Origin of the sequence: Nocardioides nanhaiensis, assembly GCF_039542785.1 — a bacterium.
Classification (GTDB): domain Bacteria; phylum Actinomycetota; class Actinomycetes; order Propionibacteriales; family Nocardioidaceae; genus Nocardioides; species Nocardioides nanhaiensis.
Window position 1 is genome coordinate 875,545 of sequence record NZ_BAABIM010000001.1, and the last position, 20,127, is coordinate 895,671.

The 20,127-nt window shown below is 73.9% G+C and carries 22 protein-coding genes and 1 riboswitch; of the genes, 18 read left to right on the top strand and 4 right to left on the bottom strand.

Annotated elements, in window-relative coordinates; translation table 11 throughout:
- Window positions 1–26: 26 nt before the first annotated feature.
- A complete protein-coding gene (locus ABD948_RS04190; RefSeq protein ID WP_345262949.1) occupies window positions 27–1,001 on the bottom strand; it encodes a Gfo/Idh/MocA family protein in 975 nt (324 codons plus the stop codon).
- Between the two features lie 133 nt (window positions 1,002–1,134).
- On the opposite strand from ABD948_RS04190, the gene napA reads away from it, so the two are divergent.
- Both napA and ABD948_RS04200 read left to right on the top strand, forming a co-directional pair.
- Window positions 1,135–1,428, top strand: coding sequence for a nucleoid-associated protein NapA (gene napA, locus ABD948_RS04195; RefSeq protein WP_345262951.1), 294 nt, complete (start codon window positions 1,135–1,137; stop codon window positions 1,426–1,428).
- The gene (locus ABD948_RS04200; protein WP_345262953.1) at window positions 1,425–1,934 is read left to right on the top strand and encodes a LytR C-terminal domain-containing protein; all 510 of its coding nucleotides are present in this window, start codon (window positions 1,425–1,427) and stop codon (window positions 1,932–1,934) included. The genes napA and ABD948_RS04200 overlap by 4 nt, the downstream gene beginning before the upstream one ends.
- Window positions 1,935–1,944: 10 nt before the next feature.
- On the opposite strand, the gene ABD948_RS04205 is transcribed toward ABD948_RS04200, so the two are convergent.
- A complete protein-coding gene (locus ABD948_RS04205; protein WP_345262955.1) occupies window positions 1,945–2,748 on the bottom strand; it encodes an isocitrate lyase/PEP mutase family protein in 804 nt (267 codons plus the stop codon).
- A gap of 59 nt (window positions 2,749–2,807) precedes the next feature.
- Between ABD948_RS04205 and otsB the strand changes: the two genes are divergently transcribed.
- The 11 genes from otsB (at window position 2,808) to groL (ending at window position 12,921) form a co-directional block, all read left to right on the top strand.
- The gene (gene otsB, locus ABD948_RS04210) at window positions 2,808–3,653 is read left to right on the top strand and encodes a trehalose-phosphatase (RefSeq protein WP_345262957.1); all 846 of its coding nucleotides are present in this window, start codon (window positions 2,808–2,810) and stop codon (window positions 3,651–3,653) included.
- A 106-nt stretch (window positions 3,654–3,759) separates the two neighbouring features.
- Window positions 3,760–3,902: riboswitch (SAM riboswitch) on the top strand.
- A 9-nt stretch (window positions 3,903–3,911) separates the two neighbouring features.
- Entirely contained in the window at window positions 3,912–5,216 is a 1,305-nt protein-coding gene (gene thrC, locus ABD948_RS04215; protein ID WP_345262959.1) for a threonine synthase, read from the top strand.
- A gap of 40 nt (window positions 5,217–5,256) precedes the next feature.
- On the top strand, window positions 5,257–5,532 hold the full coding sequence (locus ABD948_RS04220; RefSeq protein WP_345262961.1) for a MoaD/ThiS family protein: 276 nt from the start codon (window positions 5,257–5,259) through the stop codon (window positions 5,530–5,532).
- Window positions 5,533–5,613: 81 nt separating this feature from the next.
- A complete protein-coding gene (locus tag ABD948_RS04225) occupies window positions 5,614–6,444 on the top strand; it encodes an SGNH/GDSL hydrolase family protein (protein WP_345262963.1) in 831 nt (276 codons plus the stop codon).
- Between the two features lie 37 nt (window positions 6,445–6,481).
- Entirely contained in the window at window positions 6,482–7,339 is an 858-nt protein-coding gene (locus ABD948_RS04230; RefSeq protein ID WP_345262965.1) for a TylF/MycF family methyltransferase, read from the top strand.
- Window positions 7,336–7,698 carry a hypothetical protein gene (locus ABD948_RS04235; protein ID WP_345262967.1) on the top strand — a complete coding sequence of 121 codons (363 nt, stop codon included), beginning with the start codon at window positions 7,336–7,338 and terminating at the stop codon, window positions 7,696–7,698. Before ABD948_RS04230 ends, ABD948_RS04235 begins: the two co-directional genes overlap by 4 nt.
- Window positions 7,695–8,573: an ATP-grasp domain-containing protein gene (locus tag ABD948_RS04240; RefSeq protein WP_345262969.1), complete on the top strand. Its 879-nt coding sequence runs from the start codon at window positions 7,695–7,697 to the stop codon at window positions 8,571–8,573. The genes ABD948_RS04235 and ABD948_RS04240 overlap by 4 nt, the downstream gene beginning before the upstream one ends.
- Before the next feature lie 52 nt (window positions 8,574–8,625).
- Window positions 8,626–9,132: a SigE family RNA polymerase sigma factor gene (locus ABD948_RS04245; RefSeq protein ID WP_345262971.1), complete on the top strand. Its 507-nt coding sequence runs from the start codon at window positions 8,626–8,628 to the stop codon at window positions 9,130–9,132.
- Window positions 9,129–10,385 carry a hypothetical protein gene (locus tag ABD948_RS04250; RefSeq protein ID WP_345262973.1) on the top strand — a complete coding sequence of 419 codons (1,257 nt, stop codon included), beginning with the start codon at window positions 9,129–9,131 and terminating at the stop codon, window positions 10,383–10,385. The genes ABD948_RS04245 and ABD948_RS04250 overlap by 4 nt, the downstream gene beginning before the upstream one ends.
- A 48-nt stretch (window positions 10,386–10,433) precedes the next feature.
- Complete coding sequence (locus ABD948_RS04255; protein ID WP_345262975.1) at window positions 10,434–11,090, top strand: hypothetical protein; 657 nt, start codon at window positions 10,434–10,436, stop codon at window positions 11,088–11,090.
- Window positions 11,091–11,289: 199 nt separating this feature from the next.
- Window positions 11,290–12,921 (top strand): chaperonin GroEL, encoded by a 1,632-nt coding sequence (groL, locus tag ABD948_RS04260; protein ID WP_345262977.1) that lies wholly within the window; start codon window positions 11,290–11,292, stop codon window positions 12,919–12,921.
- 111 nt (window positions 12,922–13,032) lie between these two features.
- Here the strand turns inward: groL and ABD948_RS04265 are convergent, their stop codons facing one another.
- Window positions 13,033–14,841, bottom strand: a complete 1,809-nt coding sequence (locus tag ABD948_RS04265; RefSeq protein WP_345262979.1) for a serine/threonine-protein kinase — start codon at window positions 14,839–14,841, stop codon at window positions 13,033–13,035.
- A 142-nt stretch (window positions 14,842–14,983) separates the two neighbouring features.
- On the opposite strand from ABD948_RS04265, the gene ABD948_RS04270 reads away from it, so the two are divergent.
- The 5 genes from ABD948_RS04270 to ABD948_RS04290 all read left to right on the top strand — a co-directional run bounded on the left by ABD948_RS04270 (window position 14,984) and on the right by ABD948_RS04290 (window position 19,602).
- A complete protein-coding gene (locus tag ABD948_RS04270) occupies window positions 14,984–15,496 on the top strand; it encodes an RNA polymerase sigma factor (protein ID WP_345262981.1) in 513 nt (170 codons plus the stop codon).
- A 63-nt stretch (window positions 15,497–15,559) separates the two neighbouring features.
- Window positions 15,560–16,294 (top strand): hypothetical protein, encoded by a 735-nt coding sequence (locus ABD948_RS04275; protein WP_345262983.1) that lies wholly within the window; start codon window positions 15,560–15,562, stop codon window positions 16,292–16,294.
- On the top strand, window positions 16,291–16,893 hold the full coding sequence (locus ABD948_RS04280) for a nucleotidyltransferase family protein (RefSeq protein ID WP_345262985.1): 603 nt from the start codon (window positions 16,291–16,293) through the stop codon (window positions 16,891–16,893). Before ABD948_RS04275 ends, ABD948_RS04280 begins: the two co-directional genes overlap by 4 nt.
- Window positions 16,890–17,816 carry an aminoglycoside phosphotransferase family protein gene (locus tag ABD948_RS04285; protein WP_345262987.1) on the top strand — a complete coding sequence of 309 codons (927 nt, stop codon included), beginning with the start codon at window positions 16,890–16,892 and terminating at the stop codon, window positions 17,814–17,816. The genes ABD948_RS04280 and ABD948_RS04285 overlap by 4 nt, the downstream gene beginning before the upstream one ends.
- A 325-nt stretch (window positions 17,817–18,141) precedes the next feature.
- A complete protein-coding gene (locus tag ABD948_RS04290; protein ID WP_345262989.1) occupies window positions 18,142–19,602 on the top strand; it encodes an HNH endonuclease signature motif containing protein in 1,461 nt (486 codons plus the stop codon).
- Between the two features lie 135 nt (window positions 19,603–19,737).
- Here ABD948_RS04290 and ABD948_RS04295 read toward each other — a convergent pair whose 3' ends face one another.
- Window positions 19,738–20,115: a DUF3253 domain-containing protein gene (locus ABD948_RS04295; protein WP_345262991.1), complete on the bottom strand. Its 378-nt coding sequence runs from the start codon at window positions 20,113–20,115 to the stop codon at window positions 19,738–19,740.
- Window positions 20,116–20,127: the final 12 nt, after the last annotated feature.

Here is a 20,127-nt window from a genome sequence, read left to right on the forward strand (position 1 = left end):
CCGAGGCGTCGCAGGGAGCGCGTCCCTCAGGCGGCCCCCACCTGCGCCCGCAGCTGCCCCAGCTGCCGGGCCAGGGTCAGGGTGAAGGAGTGCGGCACCAGCGGGCTCTCGCGCAGACCCTCCTGCAGGCACCGGCCCACCTCCACGATCTCGTGGCCGTAGCCGCGCCCGATCAGCGGCACCTCGCTCTCGACGACGACGGGCTCGCCGCCGTCGGCGGGCGTGAAGACCGCCCGCTCGGGGTGGTGGAAGGTGGGGATGTCGAGGCGCCCGAGGTCGGTGGCCACCGCCGCCGCCCGCGAGGACTGCGAGGTCATCGAGCAGACCAGGGTGGCCAGGGCGTCACCGGGGTAGCGCCCGGTGACGACGGCGCTGGCGTCGACGCCGCGGTCGGTGAGCACCGCCTGGGCGTGCAGCGACTCGGCCTCACCCAGCAGCAGGTGCGCCAGGGTGAGGGGGTAGATGCCCATGTCGAGCAGCGCGCTGGCGCCCAGCGCCGGGTCCCACATCCGGCCCGCGGGGTCCGGCGGCACCGGGAAGCCGAGCTCGGCGTGCAGGTGGCGCGGGGTGCCGAACCGCCCGGCGCGCAGGTCGCGCTGCACCGCCAGCACCACCGGGTGGCAGGCGGTCCACATGGCCTCCATGAGGAAGCGGTCGTGCCGGGCCGCCTCGGCGATCAGCTGCTCGGAGGTGGCGACGTCGACGGTCAGCGGCTTCTCGCACAGCACGTGCTTGCCTGCCGCGAGCGCGAGGCCGGCGTCCTCGAGGTGGCGGCCGTGCGGCGTGGCCACGTAGACGACGTCGACCTCGGGGTCGGCGACCAGCGCCTCGTAGGAGCCGTGGGGCCGCCCGCCGTGCTCGGCGGCGAAGGCCTCCGCGGCCTCGGCCCGGCGCGACCCGACGGCGACCAGCTCGGCGTCGGGGGTCAGGGCGAGGTCGCGGGCGAAGGTGTGGGCGATCGCGCCCGTGGCCAGGATGGCCCAGCGCGTGGTCGTGGTCATGCCGGGACCCTATGCGAGCCGGGCCGGCGCGGCGGGTCGAACTACACGGGTGTGGTTCTACGCGTATCCTCGGGCGCGGACCCACCACCACGCTCGGGTCCGCACGTGGCACGACGACCCCCCGGGAGACCTGATGGACGCCCAGCGCGACACCTCGGCGCAGCCGCAGGAGGCTGCCGGCCTCAGCGAGCGCGACCGCGAGATCCTGGAGTTCGAGCGCCAGTGGTGGAAGTACGCGGGTGCCAAGGAGTCGGCCGTCCGCGACCAGTTCGACATGAGCTCGACCCGCTACTACCAGGTGCTCAACGCCCTCATCGACCGCCCCGAGGCGCTCGCGGCCGACCCGCTGCTGGTGCGTCGCCTGCGGCGCCTGCGCTCCCAGCGCCAGCGCCAGCGCTCGGCCCGCCGTCTCGGCTTCGAGCTGTGAGCGCCCCGCGCGGCCTGGACCGCCGCGGGGTCGTGCTGCCCTCGCCGCTGGTCATGCTCAGCGTGATCGCGGTCGCCATGGCCGCGATCGCGTTCGTCGCCACACGGGGCGGTGCGCCCACCGAGCGCGAGGTGACGCCGGTCGCCGAGGCGCCCAGCGCCAGCGCCAGCGCGACGCCGTCGCAGGAGCCCAGCCGCACCCCGAAGCCCAAGCCCGAGCCCGTCGTGGAGCGCGGTGAGGTCGCCGTCGAGGTGTACAACAACTCCGGCATCAGCGGCCTGGCCGGCCGCGTGGCCGAGCAGGCCGGGTCGGCCGGCTGGCAGGTCGTCGGCGAGGACAACTGGGTGGGCTCGATCCCCACCAACACCGTCTACTACCCCAAGCGGCTCGAGGCCGAGGCCGAGCTGCTCGCCCTCGACCTCGGGATCCAGCGCACCTACCTCGCCGTCGACCCCATGAAGCTCGACCGGCTCACGGTGATCCTCACCGGCGAGCTCGGCGCCTGACCGCGACCCGTCAGTTCAGCGGCCGCACCGAGGCCGGGACGCCGCCACCACGGTGCACGTCCTCGACGAGCTCCTGCAGCGCCGTCAGCGCGACCCGCTGGGAGAGCGGTCCGTAGCTGACCCGGGCGACGCCCAGCTCCTCCAGGCGCGCCAGCGGCAGGCTGCCCGGGACGCCGATGACGGTCAGCCGCTGCGGGCCGAGCGCCTCGACCAGGGTCGAGACCTGCTGCTCGTCCAGCTTGCCGGGCACGAACACCACCGGGGCACCGGCGTCCAGGTAGGCGCGGCTGCGCTCGACGGCGTCGGCCAACACCTCGGCGGGGTCGCGGTCACCGGCCTTGACGAAGGCGTCGGTGCGGGCGTTGAGCACGAAGTCCGGCACGCCCTCGGCGGCGGCCGCGGCCATGACGGCCTCCACCTGGGCGGCGGCCTCGGCCAGCGGGCGCATCTGGTCCTCCAGGTTGGCGCCGACGACGCCGACGCCGATGGCGCGCCGGACGGTGTCGAGGGCGTCGCCGTACCCGCCCTCCAGGTCGGCGGTCACGGGCAGGTCGGTGGCCCGCACGATCCGCTCGACCATGCCGATCATCTCGGCGACGGGGATGTTCTCGCCGTCCTCGTAGCCGAGGGTGGCCGCGATCGAGTGGCTGGCGGTCGCCAGGGCGCGGGTGCCGGGGGTCGCCGTCACCACCTGGGCGCTGATCGCGTCCCACACGTTCACGACGGTGAGCAGGGTCTCCTCCCGGTGCAGCCGCAGCAGCTCGGTGGCACGGTCGGGGGTGCTGGCGGTCCGGGTGTTCGTCTGGTCGGTCATGCCGTCCCGGTAACCAGGCGCGGCGGGGACCCACACACGGCATCTGGGAGGCTGGTCCCGTGGAGTTCACCTCGCACGACGGCGAGCAGCGCTACGCGGCTGTCGTCCGCGCCGCTGCCGGAGTCGTCGTCGGCCTGGACTTCGACGGCACGCTCGCACCGATCGTCGACGACCCGGCCCAGGCCCACATCCACCCCGAGGCGCGCGACGTGCTGGTGGCCCTGGCAGCCCAGGTGGCCGCCGTCGCCGTGGTGACGGGCCGCCCGGCCCGGCAGGCGCTCGACCTCGGCGGGCTCGAGGAGGTGGGCAACGCCATCGGCGACGCCGGCAAGGAGCTCTACCTCTTCGGCCAGTACGGCAACCAGCGCTGGAGCTCCACCCACCGCCGCATCGTCGGTCCCCGACCGCCGGCCGGCCTGGCCACCTTCGAGCGCGAGCTGCCCCGGGTGCTGCGCCGGGAGGGCGCCGAGCAGGCGCACGTGGAGGACAAGGGCCTGGCCGTCGCCGTGCACACCCGGCGCATGGACGACGCCGACGGGGCCTTCGAGCGCCTGCTGCCCGCACTGCGCGACCTGGCCTCGCGCCACGACCTCACCGTGGAGCCGGGCCGCAACGTGATCGAGGTGCGCTCGGGCGACATGCACAAGGGCCGGGTGGTCCACCGGCTGGCCGAGGAGCTCGAGGTCGGCGGCTTCGTGTTCGCCGGCGACGACCTGGGCGACCTGGAGGCCTTCGACGCTCTCGACGTGCTGGCCACGCAGGGGCTGCCGACGCTCAAGATCTGCTCGGCCTCCGAGGAGCAGGGCGCCCTGGGTGAGCGCGCCGACGTCGTCGTCCCGGGTCCGGCCGGCGTCCTGGAGCTGCTGCGCCAGCTCACGGCCGACGCCGCCGCCACCCGCGCCTGAGCCCCGCGCGGAGGCCGCCGACCGCCTGTCCACATGGCGGAACTCACGTCCAGATACCGGGACCGCGGTGCGCGAGCGGTCACCACCCACCCGTACAGTGGGCGACAGCTCATCCAGAGGGACTGAGGGAACGGCCCTGAGAAGTCCCGGCAACCGCCGCGTACCCCCCGTGACGCCCAGTCGTCACGGTCGCGGAAACGGTGCCAAATCCGTCCTGTCGGCGATGGTCGCCGACGGGAGAGATGAGAAGGAGGACTCATGAGCGCTCCCGCCGTCGAGCAGGCCAACCCCGCCGCCCCCGTCAGCCCCGCGAAGGCCGAGCACACCACCCGCGAGGGCGCGTTCGGCAACGCCGTCGCCCTCTCGTGCCGCGAGTGCGGCCACCAGGTCGACCTGGGGCCCTTCTACGCGTGTCCGGAGTGCTTCGGACCGCTCGAGATCAGCTACGAGTTCCCCGCGATCACCCGCGAGGAGATCGAGGCCGGGCCCGCCAACATCTGGCGCTACAAGGCGCTGCTGCCGGTGCCCACCGACATCGAGACCAGCCCCAACACCGAGCCGGGCTTCACCCGCCTGCTCGAGGCGCGCAACCTCGCCGCCGAGCTGGGCCTGACCAAGCTCTGGGTCAAGGACGACTCCACCAACCCCACGAACTCCTTTAAGGACCGGGTCGTCGCGTGCGCCCTCAGCGCCGCCCGCGAGCTGGGCTCCAAGGTCTTCGCCTGCCCCAGCACCGGCAACCTCGCCAACGCGGTGGCGGCCGCCGGCGCGCGGGCCGGCATGCGCACCGTGGTGTTCATCCCCAGCAACCTCGAGCAGCCCAAGCAGGTCAACTCCGCGGTCTTCACCGAGTCGCTGGTGGCCGTCGACGGCAACTACGACGACGTCAACAAGCTGGCCTCCGAGATCGCCGGCGAGGAGGAGGGCTGGGCGTTCGTCAACGTCAACGTGCGGCCCTACTACGCCGAGGGCTCCAAGACGCTGGGCTACGAGATCGCCGAGCAGCTCGGCTGGCGCCTGCCCGACCAGATCGTCATCCCCGTGGCCTCCGGCTCGCAGCTCACCAAGGTGCACAAGGCCTTCCAGGAGCTGATCAAGCTCGGTCTGGTGGAGGACAAGCCCTACAAGGTCTTCGGCGCCCAGGCCTCGGGCTGCTCGCCCGTCTCGGTGGCCTACAAGGCCGGCGTCGACGCGATCCGCCCGGTCAAGCCCGACACCATCGCCAAGAGCCTGGCCATCGGCAACCCCGCCGACGGCATCTACGTGCTCGACATCTGCCGCGAGACCGGTGGCGCCGTCGAGGACATCACCGACGACGAGGTGCGCGAGGCCATCGTGCTGCTCGCCCGCACCGAGGGCATCTTCACCGAGACCGCCGGCGGCACCACCGTGGGTGTGCTCAAGAAGCTGGTCGAGACCGGCCAGCTCGACACCGAGGCCGAGACCGTCGTCATCAACACCGGCCACGGTCTGAAGACCCTCGACGCCGTCAGCGGCGCCGTCGGGCCCGCGGCCACGATCGCGCCCAGCTACGCCGCGTTCGCCGCCGCCGGCATCGTCTGAGCCGGCCCGAGCAGCCCACCCGCACCCGAGAGGATCCCCCGTGAGCGTCTCCGTCCGCGTCCCCACCATCCTGCGCACCTACACCGGTGGCGAGTCCGAGGTCAGCGCCACGGGTGCGACCCTGGCCGAGGTGCTGGACGACCTCGACGCCAGCTACCCGGGCATCCGGGCGCGGGTGCTCGACGACAACGGCGCGCTGCGCCGCTTCGTCAACGTCTACGTGGGCAACGAGGACGTGCGGTTCCTGGAGAACCTGGAGACCCCGACGCCGGAGGGCGCCCAGGTCTCGGTGATCCCAGCGGTCGCCGGGGGCTGACGCCTGCTGTTCACCCCCGCGGTGCCGCGGCCGGTGCCGCGGTTGGTCCGCGGTTCAGGCGCGGGTGATGTAACCGGCAGCATGGGACGACGTCTGCTCTCCGCCGTCGCGACGACGGGCGCCGTGACCGGTGCTCTCGCCGCCGGCGCCGCCCTGGGCGGGCGCGAGGTGCTGCGCCGTCAGGCGGCGGCGGCCCGCGCCGTCATCGGTCAGCCGCACGGCGAGCAGGCGCCGCGCGCCGACAAGACGTACAAGAAGCGTTTCGGCGACCCGGTCGAGCTGCTGCTGGTGGGCGACTCGGTGGCCGCGGGCCTGGGCGCCGAGCAGCCGCGCGAGACCCTCGGCGCTCGGCTGGCCAAGGGCACCGGCAAGCGGCTGCAGCGTGCGGTGCGACTGCGCACCGTGGCCGTGGTGGGCGCCGAGACCAGCATGCTCGCCGACCAGCTCGCCACCCTCGAGCCGGGCTACCGGCCCGACGTCGCCGTCGTGGTGGTGGGCGGCAACGACGTGACCCACCGCGTGCCGGTCGCCGAGTCGGCGCGCGACCTGGCGGCCGTCGTCACCACGCTGCAGGAGCGCGGCGCCACCGTCGTGGTCGGCACCTGCCCCGACCTCGGTGCCCTGACGCCGGTGCCGCAGCCGCTGCGCGCGCTCGGGTCGCGCGCCTCGCGCCAGCTGGCCGCCGCCCAACGGGCCGCCGTGCTGCCGCTGGGCGCCTACGCCGTCGACCTCGCGGCCGTGGTGGGGCCCTTCTTCATCACCAACCCCGACGAGATGTTCAGCCTCGACCGCTTCCACCCCTCCGCGCTCGGCTACAAGCGCACGGCCAAGGCGCTGCTGCCCTCGGTGCTGGCCGCGCTCGGTGCCCGCGACGCCGTGCCGTTCGGGCACCACGCGCCCGAGTCGGCCTGACCCTGCCGGAACGGCCCGCCCTCGGTAGTCTGCGCGGGTGCCAGCCACCCAGCCCGACACCCAGCCGAGCGCCCAGCCCGCCACCGACCTGTACCTGGACCTGATGGCCAAGGTGCTCACCCGTTACGGCTTCGAGGGCCGCAACGTGACGGTGCAGCTGGGCGGCCGTTCCTACGAGTCCTACCTGTGGGAGATGCTGCGCGCGCAGATGAAGGAGCGCGACATCCGGATGGTCGAGACCGGTGAGTTCGACGCCGAGCGCCGCAAGGTGGGCGCCGACTGGCCGGTCGACGCCGAGTCGATGATCGGTCTGGCCCGGATGGCCAACCTGCGCCACTGCGTCGAGACCGTGATCCAGGACGGCGTGCCCGGCGACCTGATCGAGACCGGCGCGTGGCGCGGCGGGTCGTGCATCTACATGCGCGCGATCCTCAAGGCGCACGGCGAGACCGGCCGCACCGTCTGGGTGGCCGACTCCTTCGAGGGTCTGCCGCCGCCGGACGCCGAGAAGCACGCCGCCGACACCGGCGACCAGCACCACACGCGCCACGACCTCGCGATCTCGGTCGACGACGTGAAGGAGAACTTCCGCCGCTACGACCTGCTCGACGAGCAGGTGCAGTTCCTCAAGGGCTGGTTCTCCGACACCCTGCCCACCGCGCCGATCGAGCAGCTCGCGGTGCTGCGCCTGGACGGCGACATGTACTCCTCCACCATCGACGCCCTGGACGCGCTCTACGACAAGGTCGCCCCCGGCGGCTTCGTGATCGTCGACGACTACGGTGCGGTGCCGGCGTGCGCGCAGGCGGTGCACGACTTCCGCGACGCCCACGGCATCACCGAGCCGCTGCAGGAGATCGACTGGGCCGGCCAGTTCTGGCGGCGGTCCTCGTGAGCGAGGTGAGCGAGGCGGGTGGGCAGACCACCGAGGCGCACTACGAGGCGGGCGTCGCCAAGCTCGAGCGCGAGCTGGCGTTCGCGCGGCGCAACGGTGCGCTCGCCGTCAAGCAGATGTACCGCGCGGTCGTGCGCGACCTGCGCGCCAGCGAGAAGGCGCTCGAGCGGGCCCGCGGGCGCAGCAAGCGGCTCAAGGCCCAGGTCGACGCCGCCGAGCGCCGCGCCGTCGCGGCCGAGCGCCGCGCCGTGGCGGCGGAGCGCGAGCTGGCCGCCGTGCGCGCCAGCAGCACCTGGCGCGCCGGCGCCGCCGTGACCGCCGTGCCGCGTCGGTTGGCGCAGCGCCTGCGTCGCTCGTGAGCCGCCCGCTGGTCCTGCTGGCCACGTTCGCCCTGCTGCCTGACGGCGAGACCGGAGGGCAGCTCCTCGTCGACGCCTTCGCGGAGCGTGGGGCCGAGGCCCGCTGGGTGGCGTGGGACGACCCGAGCGTGGACTGGGCGGCGGCCGACGCCGTCGCCGTCCGCTCCACCTGGGACTACCACCGCCGGCTCCCCGAGTTCCTCGCGTGGGCACGGGCGACCGGCGAGCGCACCCGGCTGCTCAACGACGCCGCGGTGCTGGCCTGGAACGCCGACAAGGCCTACCTGCTCGAGCTGCCCGACCTCGCCGACCCCATCGCCACGGTGCCCACCGCCCTGCTCGACGACGAGGGGCTGGTGCGCGACCTGCAGGCGGCGATCGACCGCTGGGGCACCGTCGTCGTCAAGCCGCGCACCGGTGCGAGTGGCACCGGGGTGTGCGTGGCGGCCAGCACCGACGACCAGCGCCTCGACGCCCTCACGCCCGGCCCGTGGCTCGTGCAGCCGCTGGTGGAGTCGGTGCGCACCACCGGCGAGACCTCGGTGTTCGTGATGGCAGGTAGCGCCTGCGCGCAGGTGGACAAGGTGCCCGCGCAGGGCACCGACGAGATCCGCGTGCACCCCAGCCACGGCGGCAGCAACGCTGCCGTGCCGCTGGACCCCGCCAGGGCGGCGCTGGCCGAGCAGGTCGTGGCCCGGATGGCGGCCCACCGGGCCACCGAGCTCGTCTACGCCCGCGTCGACCTCGTGCAGTGGCAGGGGGAGTGGGTGCTCTCCGAGCTCGAGGTGATCGAGCCCGGCCTCTACCTCGACCTCGTGCCCGCGGTGGCCGGTCCGTTCGCCGACGCCGTCCTCACCACACTCGCCAGCTCCTGAGGAATCCGCTCGCGGTGCCAACCCCGTGGGTGGGTGCTGCGTTGTGAAAGGTGTGGACCACGACGAGGAGGCCTTCACCCGCTGGGCGCGCGAGCGCCAGCTGGCGCTGCTGCGCACGGCGGTGCTGCTGACCGGCGACCGGCACCGCGCCGAGGACCTGGTGCAGGAGGCGCTGGCCGCCGTCGCGGCTCGCTGGCGACGCCTCGAGAGCGGCCACCCCGAGGCGTACGCGCGCCAGGTGCTGGTGCGCCGCAACATCTCGTGGTGGCGCAAGCACCGCCGCGAGGTGGTGCGCGAGGTCGACGACGCCGAGCGCGTCACCCGCGACCCCACGGCCGCCTCCGACCGCCGCCTCGCGCTCGACCGGGCGCTGGCCGGACTGACGCCCAAGCAGCGGGCCGTCGTCGTGCTGCGCTTCTACGAGGACCTGCCCGAGCGCGAGGTCGCCGAGGTGCTCGGCGTCAGTGCCGGCACCGTCAAGAGCCAGACGCACGCGGCCCTGGGCCGCCTGCGCGCGGCCGCCCCCGAGCTCGCCGACCTGCTGGGAGACCTGCGATGACCGACCACGAGCTGCGCGACCTGATGCGCGCCCACGCCGACGAGATCACCCTCGAGCGAGACCTGGCGGTCCCCGCCTGGCGGGCCGGACGCCGCACCCGGCGGCGCCGCGCCGTCGTCAGCACGGGCGCCGCGGCGCTGGCCGTGGCCACCGTGGTGGGCGGCGTCAGCGTGCTCGACCGACCGAGCGAGACCGCGCCGGCCCTGACGCCCGGCACTCCCACGCCCACGCGCGCACCGTCCGAGTCGGCGTCCGAGACACCCACGACGCCGCCCGGCAGCACCACGCCCGACGCCCGGATCGGCGGCACCCGGGTGTTCCTGGCGGCGAGCCCGGACGACCCGGCCGCCCTGCCGCTGCAGCGCGAGGGCCGCCCGTCGCTGCCCGACAAGTTCGACCTCGGCGCGGAGGCGCCGTCGGTCGCCGAGGCGCCCATCCGGTTCGCCGAGGCGGCGCTCGCGGTGCAGGGCCCGGACGTCGAGGAGCGGGTGCTGCTGCTCGCGCCCGACGGCACCCCGCGCTCGCTCGACATCTCGCGGCTGGACGCCTACGACGTCCAGGGCGGTGGCGCCACCGAGGCGCTGCCGGTGCACGACGCGATGCTCTCCCCGACCGGTCGCTACCTAGCGTTCCCGCAGGTGGGCCGGATCGCGACGTACGACGTCGCTCGCGACACGTGGGGCTCCATCCCCGTGGACCCCGTCCCCGAGCTCGAGTGGCTGGGCGACACCGACCTGTGGCTGCGCTCGTCCACCGGTGCCGGCCCCCTGGTCGACGTGCGGACCGGTCGGCGCTCCGGCGGCGCCTCGAGGGACCTCACCGGCGACGCGCTGCGCGCGATCCCGTCGGCGAGCCCGCGCGGCCGCAGCCGGCTGGGCCCGTACGGCACCGCGCAGACGGTGGTCCTCGAGCAGGCGCCGACCGACGAGTCCACCGCGGAGGTGTTCCTGGGCGAGCAGCCGGAGCTGCTGGTGGCAGCCACCGGGAACGGTGACGAGGCGGCCGGGCTCCTGGTCGGCGAGGCGACCGACGAGGCGGGGCGACCGGCCGCATGCTGCACGGTCGCGAGCTGGGGGCAGGGCGAGGGCGTGGGCCAGGGCGTGCTGGTCTACCAGTGGGCGCCTCCGGGCGCGACCACGGCGCACCTGCTGAGCTGGACCGTCGGCACCCACCGGGTGGAGCGGGTGACGGAGATGACCGGCGTGCCCGAGGACGGCTTCGTCGTGACCAGCTGGGCACGGCTCTGGGACTGAGCAGGTGTGGGCAGGTGTGGGGAGACCGGTCCCGGGCACCATCGGAGCATGCGACCCCTCGCCGTGCTCCTCGTGACGCTCCTGCTGATGACCGGCTGCGGAGGCTCCGAGGACCCCGGGACGGGCGCCGGGCCCGAGGAGTCCTCGGCGGGGGCGGCCTCCGAGACGCCCGCCCCGGAGCCGGGGCCCGAGAGGGGATCGGAGACGGCCTCGGAGACGTCGGAGCCTGTGGCGGCGCCGCTGTGCGCGGGTCTGCGGTTCGACGGGTTCACCGGCGGGGGCGAGGCACTCGACCTCGCCGCGGGTGACCCCTTCCCCGGGGGCGTCGACGTCGAGGCGGCTGCGCCCACCTGCTACCAGCAGGGCCCGCGGGGGTCGGTGGAGCTGACCCGCTACACCGACGCGGTCGAGGGCCGGCGCAACTACGACGAGGTGGCCGCCGGCCGTGGGGTGCCGCTGAGCGTGTGTGCGCAGGTGCCGGTCACGGGCTCGCGCTTCCTCGAGGGCATCGTGGTGGTGGCCTGCGAGCCCGAGAGCGCGGGGGTGCCGATCCCGGCGGCGGTGGTGCTGGTCGCGCCCCTGGGTGAGCAGTACCTGCGGTGCATCGCCGCTGCCCCGCCCGGCCAGACCGAGGCGACACCGGGGCTCCAGCAGGCGGCCGCGCAGGTGTGCGGGAGGGCGATGTCGGCGGTGGCCGGGCCCTGACCCCCCTTTGCACTCGCAGGGTGAGAGTGCTAAACATGACATTGGCACTCTCCCTGTGAGAGTGCCACCCACCCCGGGTCCGGGGAGTCGAGGTCAGCAGCGACGGCGGGAAGGGTCCGCCGGTTCGGCCTGATCGTCCGTCGCGGGCGACGAACCAGGCCCTCCACAACTCTGCCAATGCGAAGGAATCGCTGGAGTTATGCCGAAGCTGATTGCGTTCAACGAGGAGGCCCGGCGCGGCCTGGAGCGTGGCATGAACACGCTCGCCGACGCCGTGAAGGTCACTCTCGGCCCCAAGGGCCGCAACGTCGTGCTCGAGAAGAAGTGGGGTGCCCCCACGATCACCAACGACGGTGTGAGCATCGCCAAGGAGATCGAGCTCGAGGACCCCTACGAGAAGATCGGTGCCGAGCTCGTCAAGGAGGTCGCCAAGAAGACCGACGACGTCGCCGGTGACGGCACCACCACCGCCACCGTGCTCGCCCAGGCGATGGTCCGCGAGGGCCTGCGCAACGTGGCCGCCGGTGCCAACCCGATGGGCCTCAAGCGCGGCATCGAGGCGGCCGTCGAGGCCGTCTCCGAGCAGCTGCTCGCGATGGCCAAGGACGTCGAGACCAAGGAGCAGATCGCCTCCACCGCGAGCATCTCCGCGGCCGACCCGACCGTCGGCGAGATCATCGCCGAGGCGATGGACAAGGTCGGCAAGGAAGGCGTCATCACCGTCGAGGAGTCGAACACCTTCGGCCTCGACCTCGAGCTCACCGAGGGCATGCGGTTCGACAAGGGCTACATCTCGGCCTACTTCGTCACCGACCCCGAGCGCATGGAGACCGTCGTCGAGGACCCCTACGTCCTCATCGCCAACTCCAAGATCTCCTCGGTCAAGGACCTGCTGCCGCTGCTCGAGAAGGTCATCCAGAGCGGCAAGCCGCTGGTGATCATCGCCGAGGACGTCGACGGCGAGGCCCTCTCGACCCTGGTGGTCAACAAGATCAAGGGCACCTTCAAGTCCGTGGCCGTCAAGGCCCCCGGCTTCGGTGACCGCCGCAAGGCCATGCTGCAGGACATCGCGATCCTCACCGGCGGCCAGGTCATCTCCGAGGAGGTCGGCCTCAAGCTCGAGACCGCCGGCCTGGAGCTGCTCGGCCAGGCCCGCAAGGTCGTCATCACCAAGGACGAGACCACCATCGTCGAGGGTGCCGGCGACCAGGGCCAGATCGAGGGCCGGGTCAACCAGATCCGCGCCGAGATCGAGAAGTCCGACTCCGACTACGACCGCGAGAAGCTCCAGGAGCGCCTCGCCAAGCTGGCCGGCGGCGTGGCCGTCATCAAGGTCGGCGCGGCCACCGAGGTCGAGCTCAAGGAGCGCAAGCACCGCATCGAGGACGCCGTGCGCAACGCCAAGGCGGCCGTCGAGGAGGGCATCGTCGCCGGCGGCGGCGTCGCCCTGGTGCAGGCGGCCTCCACCGCGTTCGAGAAGCTGGACCTGGTGGGCGACGAGGCCACCGGTGCCAACATCGTCCGCGTGGCCACCTCGGCCCCGCTCAAGCAGATCGCGGTCAACGCCGGTCTCGAGGGCGGCGTCATCGCCGAGAAGGTCGCCAACCTGGAGCCCGGCTTCGGTCTCAACGCGGCCACCGGCGAGTACGTCGACATGATCGCCGAGGGCATCATCGACCCCGCCAAGGTGACCCGCAGCGCCCTGCAGAACGCCGCCTCCATCGCGGCGCTCTTCCTCACCACCGAGGCCGTCGTGGCCGACAAGCCCGAGAAGGCCCCGGCCATGCCGGGCGGTGGCGACATGGGCGGCATGGGCGGCATGGACTTCTGAGTCCTGCTCCCTGCCTCACCCCGTAGCACCTGCACCACCCGAACGGCCCCGGTCCTGCTGGACCGGGGCCGTTCGGCGTTCCTGCTGGAAGCGGGTGCGAGGAGGGGTGGTTCAGCGCCAGCGCCAGGCGACGACCATCGGGTCGATGATCGCTCGACGCTCGGCCCGGGTGTCGACCAGGCTGTTCTCGAAGGTGATCCGCCACAGGTAGGGCCCGCGCGCCACGAACCACGACTCCTGCACCAGGTCGAGCCCGTCGGTGTTGTTGCGGTAGTTGGCCCGCACCCGCACCGCCTGCTCGCCGTCGAGCCAGGCGCGGGGCATGGTGGTGGTGCCGAGCAGGGTGACCTGCGAGTCGCCCTCGGAGGACTGCTCGATGCTGCTCTCGGCCACCGACTCCAGCAGCTCGGTGGCACCGGAGAGCGGGATCGGGGGCTTGGTGCGGCGCAGGTACACCGAGGAGGCGTAGCCCTCGAAGTCGGAGTAGTTGCGGGCGCCCACGGTCTGCGGGCCGAGGTCGGTCTGGGTGATCTGGCCCCAGCCGGACGGGGCACGCACGGTGGCCGCGCCCACGGAGAGCTCGATGCCCGAGGCTGCCGGCACGTCGGGGTAGGTGGGGCGTGGCTCGCGGGTGCGCGGCTCGGCCGGGGTGCTCGGCGCCGTCGGGCTGGGCGGAGGGGTCGGGGCCGGCGGGCTCGTGGGCTCCTCGGCCGTCGGGTCCTCGGTGGGCTCGTCGGTCGGGTCGCTGGTGTCGCTGGTCTCGGGGTCGTCGGCGCGATCGCGCTCGTCGTCGTCGCCGCTGAGGGCCAGTGCCGTGATGCCGCCGGCCACCAGCACGACGGCGGCCACCGCGCCGGCCACCAGGAGGCCAGTGCGCGAGCGGCGCGGCGGGGGTGGCGGGGGACCGGGCCGGTAGGGCGTCGGGGGCAGCACCGGAGCGCCGGCGCTCGAGGGGAACGAGGGCTGGCTGGGCTGGTAGCCGGCCGTGCTCGGCTGCGAGGGTCGCGAGGGCTGGGAGAGGGCACCGAACGGTGCACGGGGTGCGTCGGAGGAGGGCACCGGGCGGACGGCGGGGGTGCCGGGCTGGCCGGCCAGCTCCGCGACGCGGGTCAGCGCGGTGCGCATGGCGTGCGCGTCGGGGAAGCGGTCGGCGGGATTCTTGGCCATGCTGCGCTGCAGCACCTGGTTGAGGGCGGTGGCCGCGGCCGAGTCGGGCACCACCTGCGGGACGGGGGCGCTGAGGTGGGCGTTGCCCACTTGGATGTCGGTGCCCCCGTAGGGGGCACGGCCGGCGATCGCCGTCCACAGCACGCAGCCCAGGGCGTAAACGTCGGCGGCAGGCGTGGCGGGCTGGCCCTCGCAGCGCTCGGGGGCCAGGTAGGCGAAGGTGCCGGCCACCTGACCGGCCTGGGTGAGGCCGGGCTCGGCGTTCTGCGCGATGCCGAAGTCGCAGAGGTAGGCGAAGGGGTCGTCGGAGACCTGGCGCAGCAGCACGTTGTGCGGCTTGATGTCGCGGTGCACGACGCCGGCGCGGTGGGCGTCGCCGAGGGCAGAGGCCAGCTGCGCCCCGATCCGCGCCGCGACCCGCAGGGGCACCGGACCGTGGGCCTTGATGGCGTCGGCCAGGTCGCCGCCGGCCACGTACTGCGTGGCGATGAACAGGCAGCCGTCGTGCTCGCCGTGGGCGAAGATCGTGATGATGTGCGGGGAGTCGAGGCTGGCCAGGATGCCGGCCTCGCGGCCGAACCGCTCGCGGTAGTCGGGCTGCCCCGCCAGCTCGGGCGGCAGCACCTTGAGGGCCACCGTGCGGCCCAGGGCCCGGTCGGTGGCGGCGAAGACCACGCCCATGCCGCCGCGGCCGAGCTGCCGCACCACCTGGTAGTCGCCGAACTCCTCGCCGGGCACGGGGAAGCGGGCCATGGGGCGGACCTCCGTCGTCGGCCGGGAGCAGAGCAGGACCCGGGGAGCCTATCCACCTCCCGGTGCCCTGAAACCGCCGCCGCACCGGTGGCGGCCCCGGGTCCGGGCCGGGACCGGACCGGGGGGATGAGAGTGTGGAGGCGTGGCCCCCGACCAGCGCTTCGACGCCCTCGCCCGCGAGCTGATCGAGCCGCTGCGACGCTTCCTCGCGCGTCGTGCCGACCCCGCCACCGCCGAGGACGCGCTGGCCGAGACGCTCCTCGTGCTCTGGCGGCGCCTCGACGACGTGCCGGAGCAGCCGCTGCCGTGGGCCTACGCGGTGGCGCGCAACTGCCTCGCCAACGCGCTGCGTGGTGAGCGGCGCCAGGCGCGCCTGGCCGCGCGGGCCGCGTCGATGGAGCAGCCGCAGGTGGAGGAGGGGCCCGAGGTGGTGCTCGGTGTCGACGACGAGCTGGCCACCGCGCTCGCGGCGCTGCCCGAGCAGGACGCCGAGCTGCTGCGCCTGTGGGCGTGGGAGCAGCTGGAGCCCCGCGAGATCGCCGAGGTCCTCGAGATCACCGCCAACGCCGTCTCCGTGCGCCTGCACCGCGCCAGGGCGCGGCTGCGTGCGCAGCTCGAGCGCGTCCCCGGAGAGGTCGAGACCCCCGGGCTGTAAGGGCGGTGACCCTGCCGGACATGGACGGGTGAGCAGCACCCACCACCCACCGAGGAGCACCCCGTGTCCGAGGACCCGTCCGACCAGCAGCCCGAGCTCTCCGCGGAGGAGGCCGCCCTCCTGCGCGAGCGGCTGCGCCGCCTCGACCCCGCGGCAGGCCTGGAGCCGACGCCCGAGCTGACCGTGGCCCGGCTGCTGGCGCAGGCCCGGGAGGACCAGCTCGCCGACCTGCCCGAGACCCGGCAGACCGGCGTCCACGACCGCAGCCGGCTCACGTGGCTGGTCGCGGCGGCGGCCCTGGTGCTCATCGCCGGCGTCGGTGCCGTCGTGCTGCTGGACCGCGACGGCGGCTCGACCCCCGCGGCAGCGCCTACCAGCGACCCCTCGACCGACGTGCAGTCCCCGGTGCCGGGAGGCAGTGAGCCCGAGGGGACCGGGACCCCGACGGGTCGAGCGACGGTGCTGGGGGTGCCCGCCGGGGTCGGGAGCGCGCGGTGCGCGGTGCCGGCTGCCGAGGTGCTCTCGCGGCAGACGCTGGCCTTCGACGCCGTCGTGAGCGAGGTGCAGGACGGCCTGGTGACCCTGACGCCGAGCATGTTCTTCGCCGGCGAGCCCACCACCCAGGTGGAGGTGCAGGCGCCCCCCGAGGTGCTGCAGCAGCTGCTGCTCGCCGTCGACTTCCAGGAGGGGGAGCGCTACCTGGTGGCCGCCACGGGCGGCGAGGTGGCCGTGTGCGGCTACACCGGAGCCTGGACTCCCGACCTCGAGCAGCTCTACCTCGAGGCCTTCCCGGGGTGAGCACCGCTCTCGGTGGGTCGCCCGTCGTCGGTCTGCTGCTGGCTGCCGGTGCGGGCTCGCGGATGGGACGCCCCAAGGCGCTCGTGAGCGATGACGGCGGACCGTGGCTCCCACGGTCGGTGCAGGTGCTGCGCGCCGGCGGTTGCCCACGGGTGCGCGTGGTGCTGGGTGCTGCCGTATCCGAGGCGTTGCCGCTGCTGGACGGCCTCGAGGGTGGCGACGTCGAGGTGGTCGAGGCGCACGACTGGGCGGACGGCATGGCGGCGTCGTTGGCCGCCGGACTGCGCTCGCTGGCGGATGACGAGACGGCCGGTGCGGCACTCGTGCACCTGGTGGACCTGCCCGACGTCGGCCCGGAGGTGGTGGCACGACTGGTCGCCGGCGCGGGGCCGTCGTCCCTGGCGCGGGCGGCCTACGGTGGTCGCCCTGGACACCCGGTGCTGCTCGGGCGCGACCACTGGAGCGGCGTGCTGGCCGGGCTCGAGGGCGACGAGGGAGCCCGTGCCTACCTGGTCGCGCACGGCGCCCGGGTGGTGGAGTGCGGCGACCTGGCCACCGGGCACGACGTCGACCGACCCCCGGGTGACGTCGCGCCGTGAGCGGGGCGCCGCTGCGACTGCAGCCGCTGGTGCGGGCACGGGTGGCACGACTGGGCGAGGCGGGTGCGGCGTGGGCCGCCGACCTGCCCGCGGTGCTCGTCGAGCTGGCGGAGCGGTGGTCGCTCACGTGGGAGCGGCCGCTGCCCGGCGGCAGCTCCGCCTACGTCGTCGGGGCCCGGACGTCGGCGGGGGAGCAGCGGGTGGTCAAGGTCGAGCTGCCCGACCCCGAGCTCACCGATCCCGCCCCGGTGCTGAGCGCCGCGGCCGGCCGCGGGTACGTGCTGCTGCACGACACCGCTCCTGAGCACCGCGCGCTGCTGCTCGAACGGCTCGGCGACTCGCTCGAGCGGTCCTCGGCGGCTCCGGAGGAACGCGTCCTGCGGCTGGTGACCACGCTCCGTGTGGCCTGGGCCGGTGTCGGATCGGTGGTCGCGGTGGAGGTGGACGACAAGGCCGTCCAGCTGGCCGAGATGGTGGAGCGGCTCGATGCCCGGCACGGGCACCCGCTGTCGTCGTCGCTGCGGCGGGTGGTGCTCGCGCACGCCGAGCGGTTGGCCGGGTGGGCGGGGGAGACGGTGACCGTGCACGGCGATCCCCACCCCGGCAACCTGCTGCGGGTGCTCTCGCCGCGGATCGGGGCGCCGGACGGGTGGGTGCTCGTCGACCCCGACGGCTTCCGCGCCGACCCCGCCTACGACGTCGGCGCCGCCCTGCGCGACTGGAGCTCCCACCTGCGCGGCCCCGACGCCGCAGCCCGACTGCGCTCCTGGTGCTCGCTGGCCGCCGAGGCCTCCGACGTCGATCCCGACCGCACCTGGGCCTGGGCCCACCTCGAGCGGGTCACCACCGGCCTGTTCCTCCTCGACCTCGGCGCTCCGCGGGTCGCTGCCCCGTTCCTGGAGGTGGCGGAGGCGCTGGTGTGACCTCGCCAGCAAGCCGGCACACCGACCGTCGGCCCCTGGGGCCGGTATCGCGGGTGACGGGCTGGCGGTGGTGCGGATCGACAGCGACGACGGCGAGGGCGCCGCGGTCGGTCACCGCAGGCACGCGTCCTCCGGTGGTCGAGTAGTCGGGTGGCGAGCTTGCGAGACACCCGGCGTGCTCGATCCGAGACCCCCCACCAATCCGCCGACCGCAACCACCCCACCTGAGGAACAGGAAAACTGTTACCAGCTTGTTCCTCGCCGACGGGTGGACAACCCTCGAAACCAGGCCATGAGTGTCGGTGGTCCCTGCTTGAGTAGACCCATGACCACCACCGCTCCCGACCTCGCCGAGGTCCTCGCGCGCGAGGAGCGCGAGCGTGCTGAGCGCGAGCACGCGCTGCACATGGTGCGGTCCGCGCAGACCCAGCTGATGAGCGCCGAGGTCGCGAAGCTGCGGATGATCGTGGAGTGGGCGAAGGTCAACCGCCTCGACGCCGACCACCTGGAAGGTGAGCCCGACCCCGACGCCGTCATGTCCGACGAGGACGTCGAGGAGCTCGAGGCTGCACTCGGTGACCAGCTGGGGGACCAGGGGTTCTGCGACCGCTGGCTCTCCGTCGCCGGCCCCGGTGCCCCCGTGATCAGTGAGTTCGCGGCCATGGAGCTCGCCTCCACCCTGGGCATGGGCACGGACGCCGGCTTCACCCTGGTCGGGCGGGTCCTGGAGCTGAAGTACCGCCTGCCCCGTCTCTACCGGCGCGTGGAGGAGCTGCAGGTGCCGGTGTGGAAGGCGTTCGACCTCGCCGACCTCACCCAGCCCCTCCCCGCTGAGGCGGCCGAGCACGTGGACCGGCAGGTCGAGGTGGTCGCCGGGAAGGTCGGCAAGCGCGCGATGGAGCGCCTGGTCGCCGAGACCCAGGCCCGGTTCGACCCGGCTGCTGCAGCCGAAGCCGCCCAGAAGAAGCGCGAGCGCAGGTTCTTCGACATCGGCGAGTCCCGCCGCACCCCCGACACCGCCGGCACCCTGGAGTCGCTGGCCGGCACCGTCGAGGTCGCCGGTTGCCTGGACGCGGCTGATGCTGCCGATCTCGAGGCTGCGATCGGGAACACGGCGAGGGCGCTCGGCAAGGCGGGGTGCGAGGACTCGCTGGACGTCCGCCGCGCCGCCGCCGTGGGGGAGTTGGCGAGGAACCGGCCGGCCCTCGACTTCGAGACCGGCGAGGTCACCGAGGCGAAGACAGGTCGCGCGGTCGAGCTGGTCGTGCACCTCTCCGAGGAGGCCCTGACCGCCGCCGGGTACACGGTGGGTCGCCTGGAGGGCACCCAGAGCCCGGTCAGCGCCGACGTCATCCGCCAGTGGTGCGGCACTGCCGCCAGGATCACCATCCGTCCCGTGATCGACCTCAACGGTGCGGTCCACGTGGAGCAGTACGAGGTCCCGAAGCGCATGAAGCGGCGGTCGAGGTGGACCGACCCGAGGTGTGTGTACCCGCACTGCAACCGGCCGGCCGACCGCTGCGACTGCGACCACCTCAAGCCGTTCGAGCAGGGCGGCGCGACCTGCACCTGCAACCTCGCGCCGCTGTGCCGTCGGCACCACAGGTTCAAGACCCACGGCGCCGTCACCTACCGGCGCATCGGGCCGGGTGCCTACGAGTGGGAGTTCCAGACCGGGATGACCATCGTCCGCGACTACCTCGGCACCCACGAGCCACAGTGGCCCAAGCCCCCACCACCTGCGGAGTGCGAGCCCGAACCACCCGACGACCCCGTCTTCTACTGACGCGCGCACCGGGATCCCTGACAGCCGAGCCCCTCCCGCCATCCCCCGGTCACCGACAGCAGCACGGGTGCTGAGGTCTCGAGGCTCGGCCGTGGCGGGCCTCGCACCTCGACCGCGGTGACCGACGTGGGTCCGTCAGGCGCGCCGGACGCGGATGGGCCCCTTCGCGGTCGAGGGGTCGACCACCTGGCCCTTCTGCACGATCTCGACCTCGCCGGCGGCCACCAGGCGGCGGGCGGCGGAGCGGGCGGGCTCCATGAGGGGGCGCCAGTCGTCCTCGTCGTCACCGCCGACGGCGCGAGCGGCCTCGGAGGGGCAGATGGTGGCGGAGCGGGCGCGACCCTCGAGCAGGCGCAGGACGGCGGCCTCCAGGTCGCGATCGACCGGCTTGACCTTGCGCTTGCGGCAGGCGTCGCTGCACCAGCGCACCTCGTCCCAGACGTCGGCCCACTTGCGGCGCCACTCGATGCGCCGGCCGCAGGAGGCGCAGGTGCGGGGCTCGGGCTCGCTCACCTGCCCATCCTC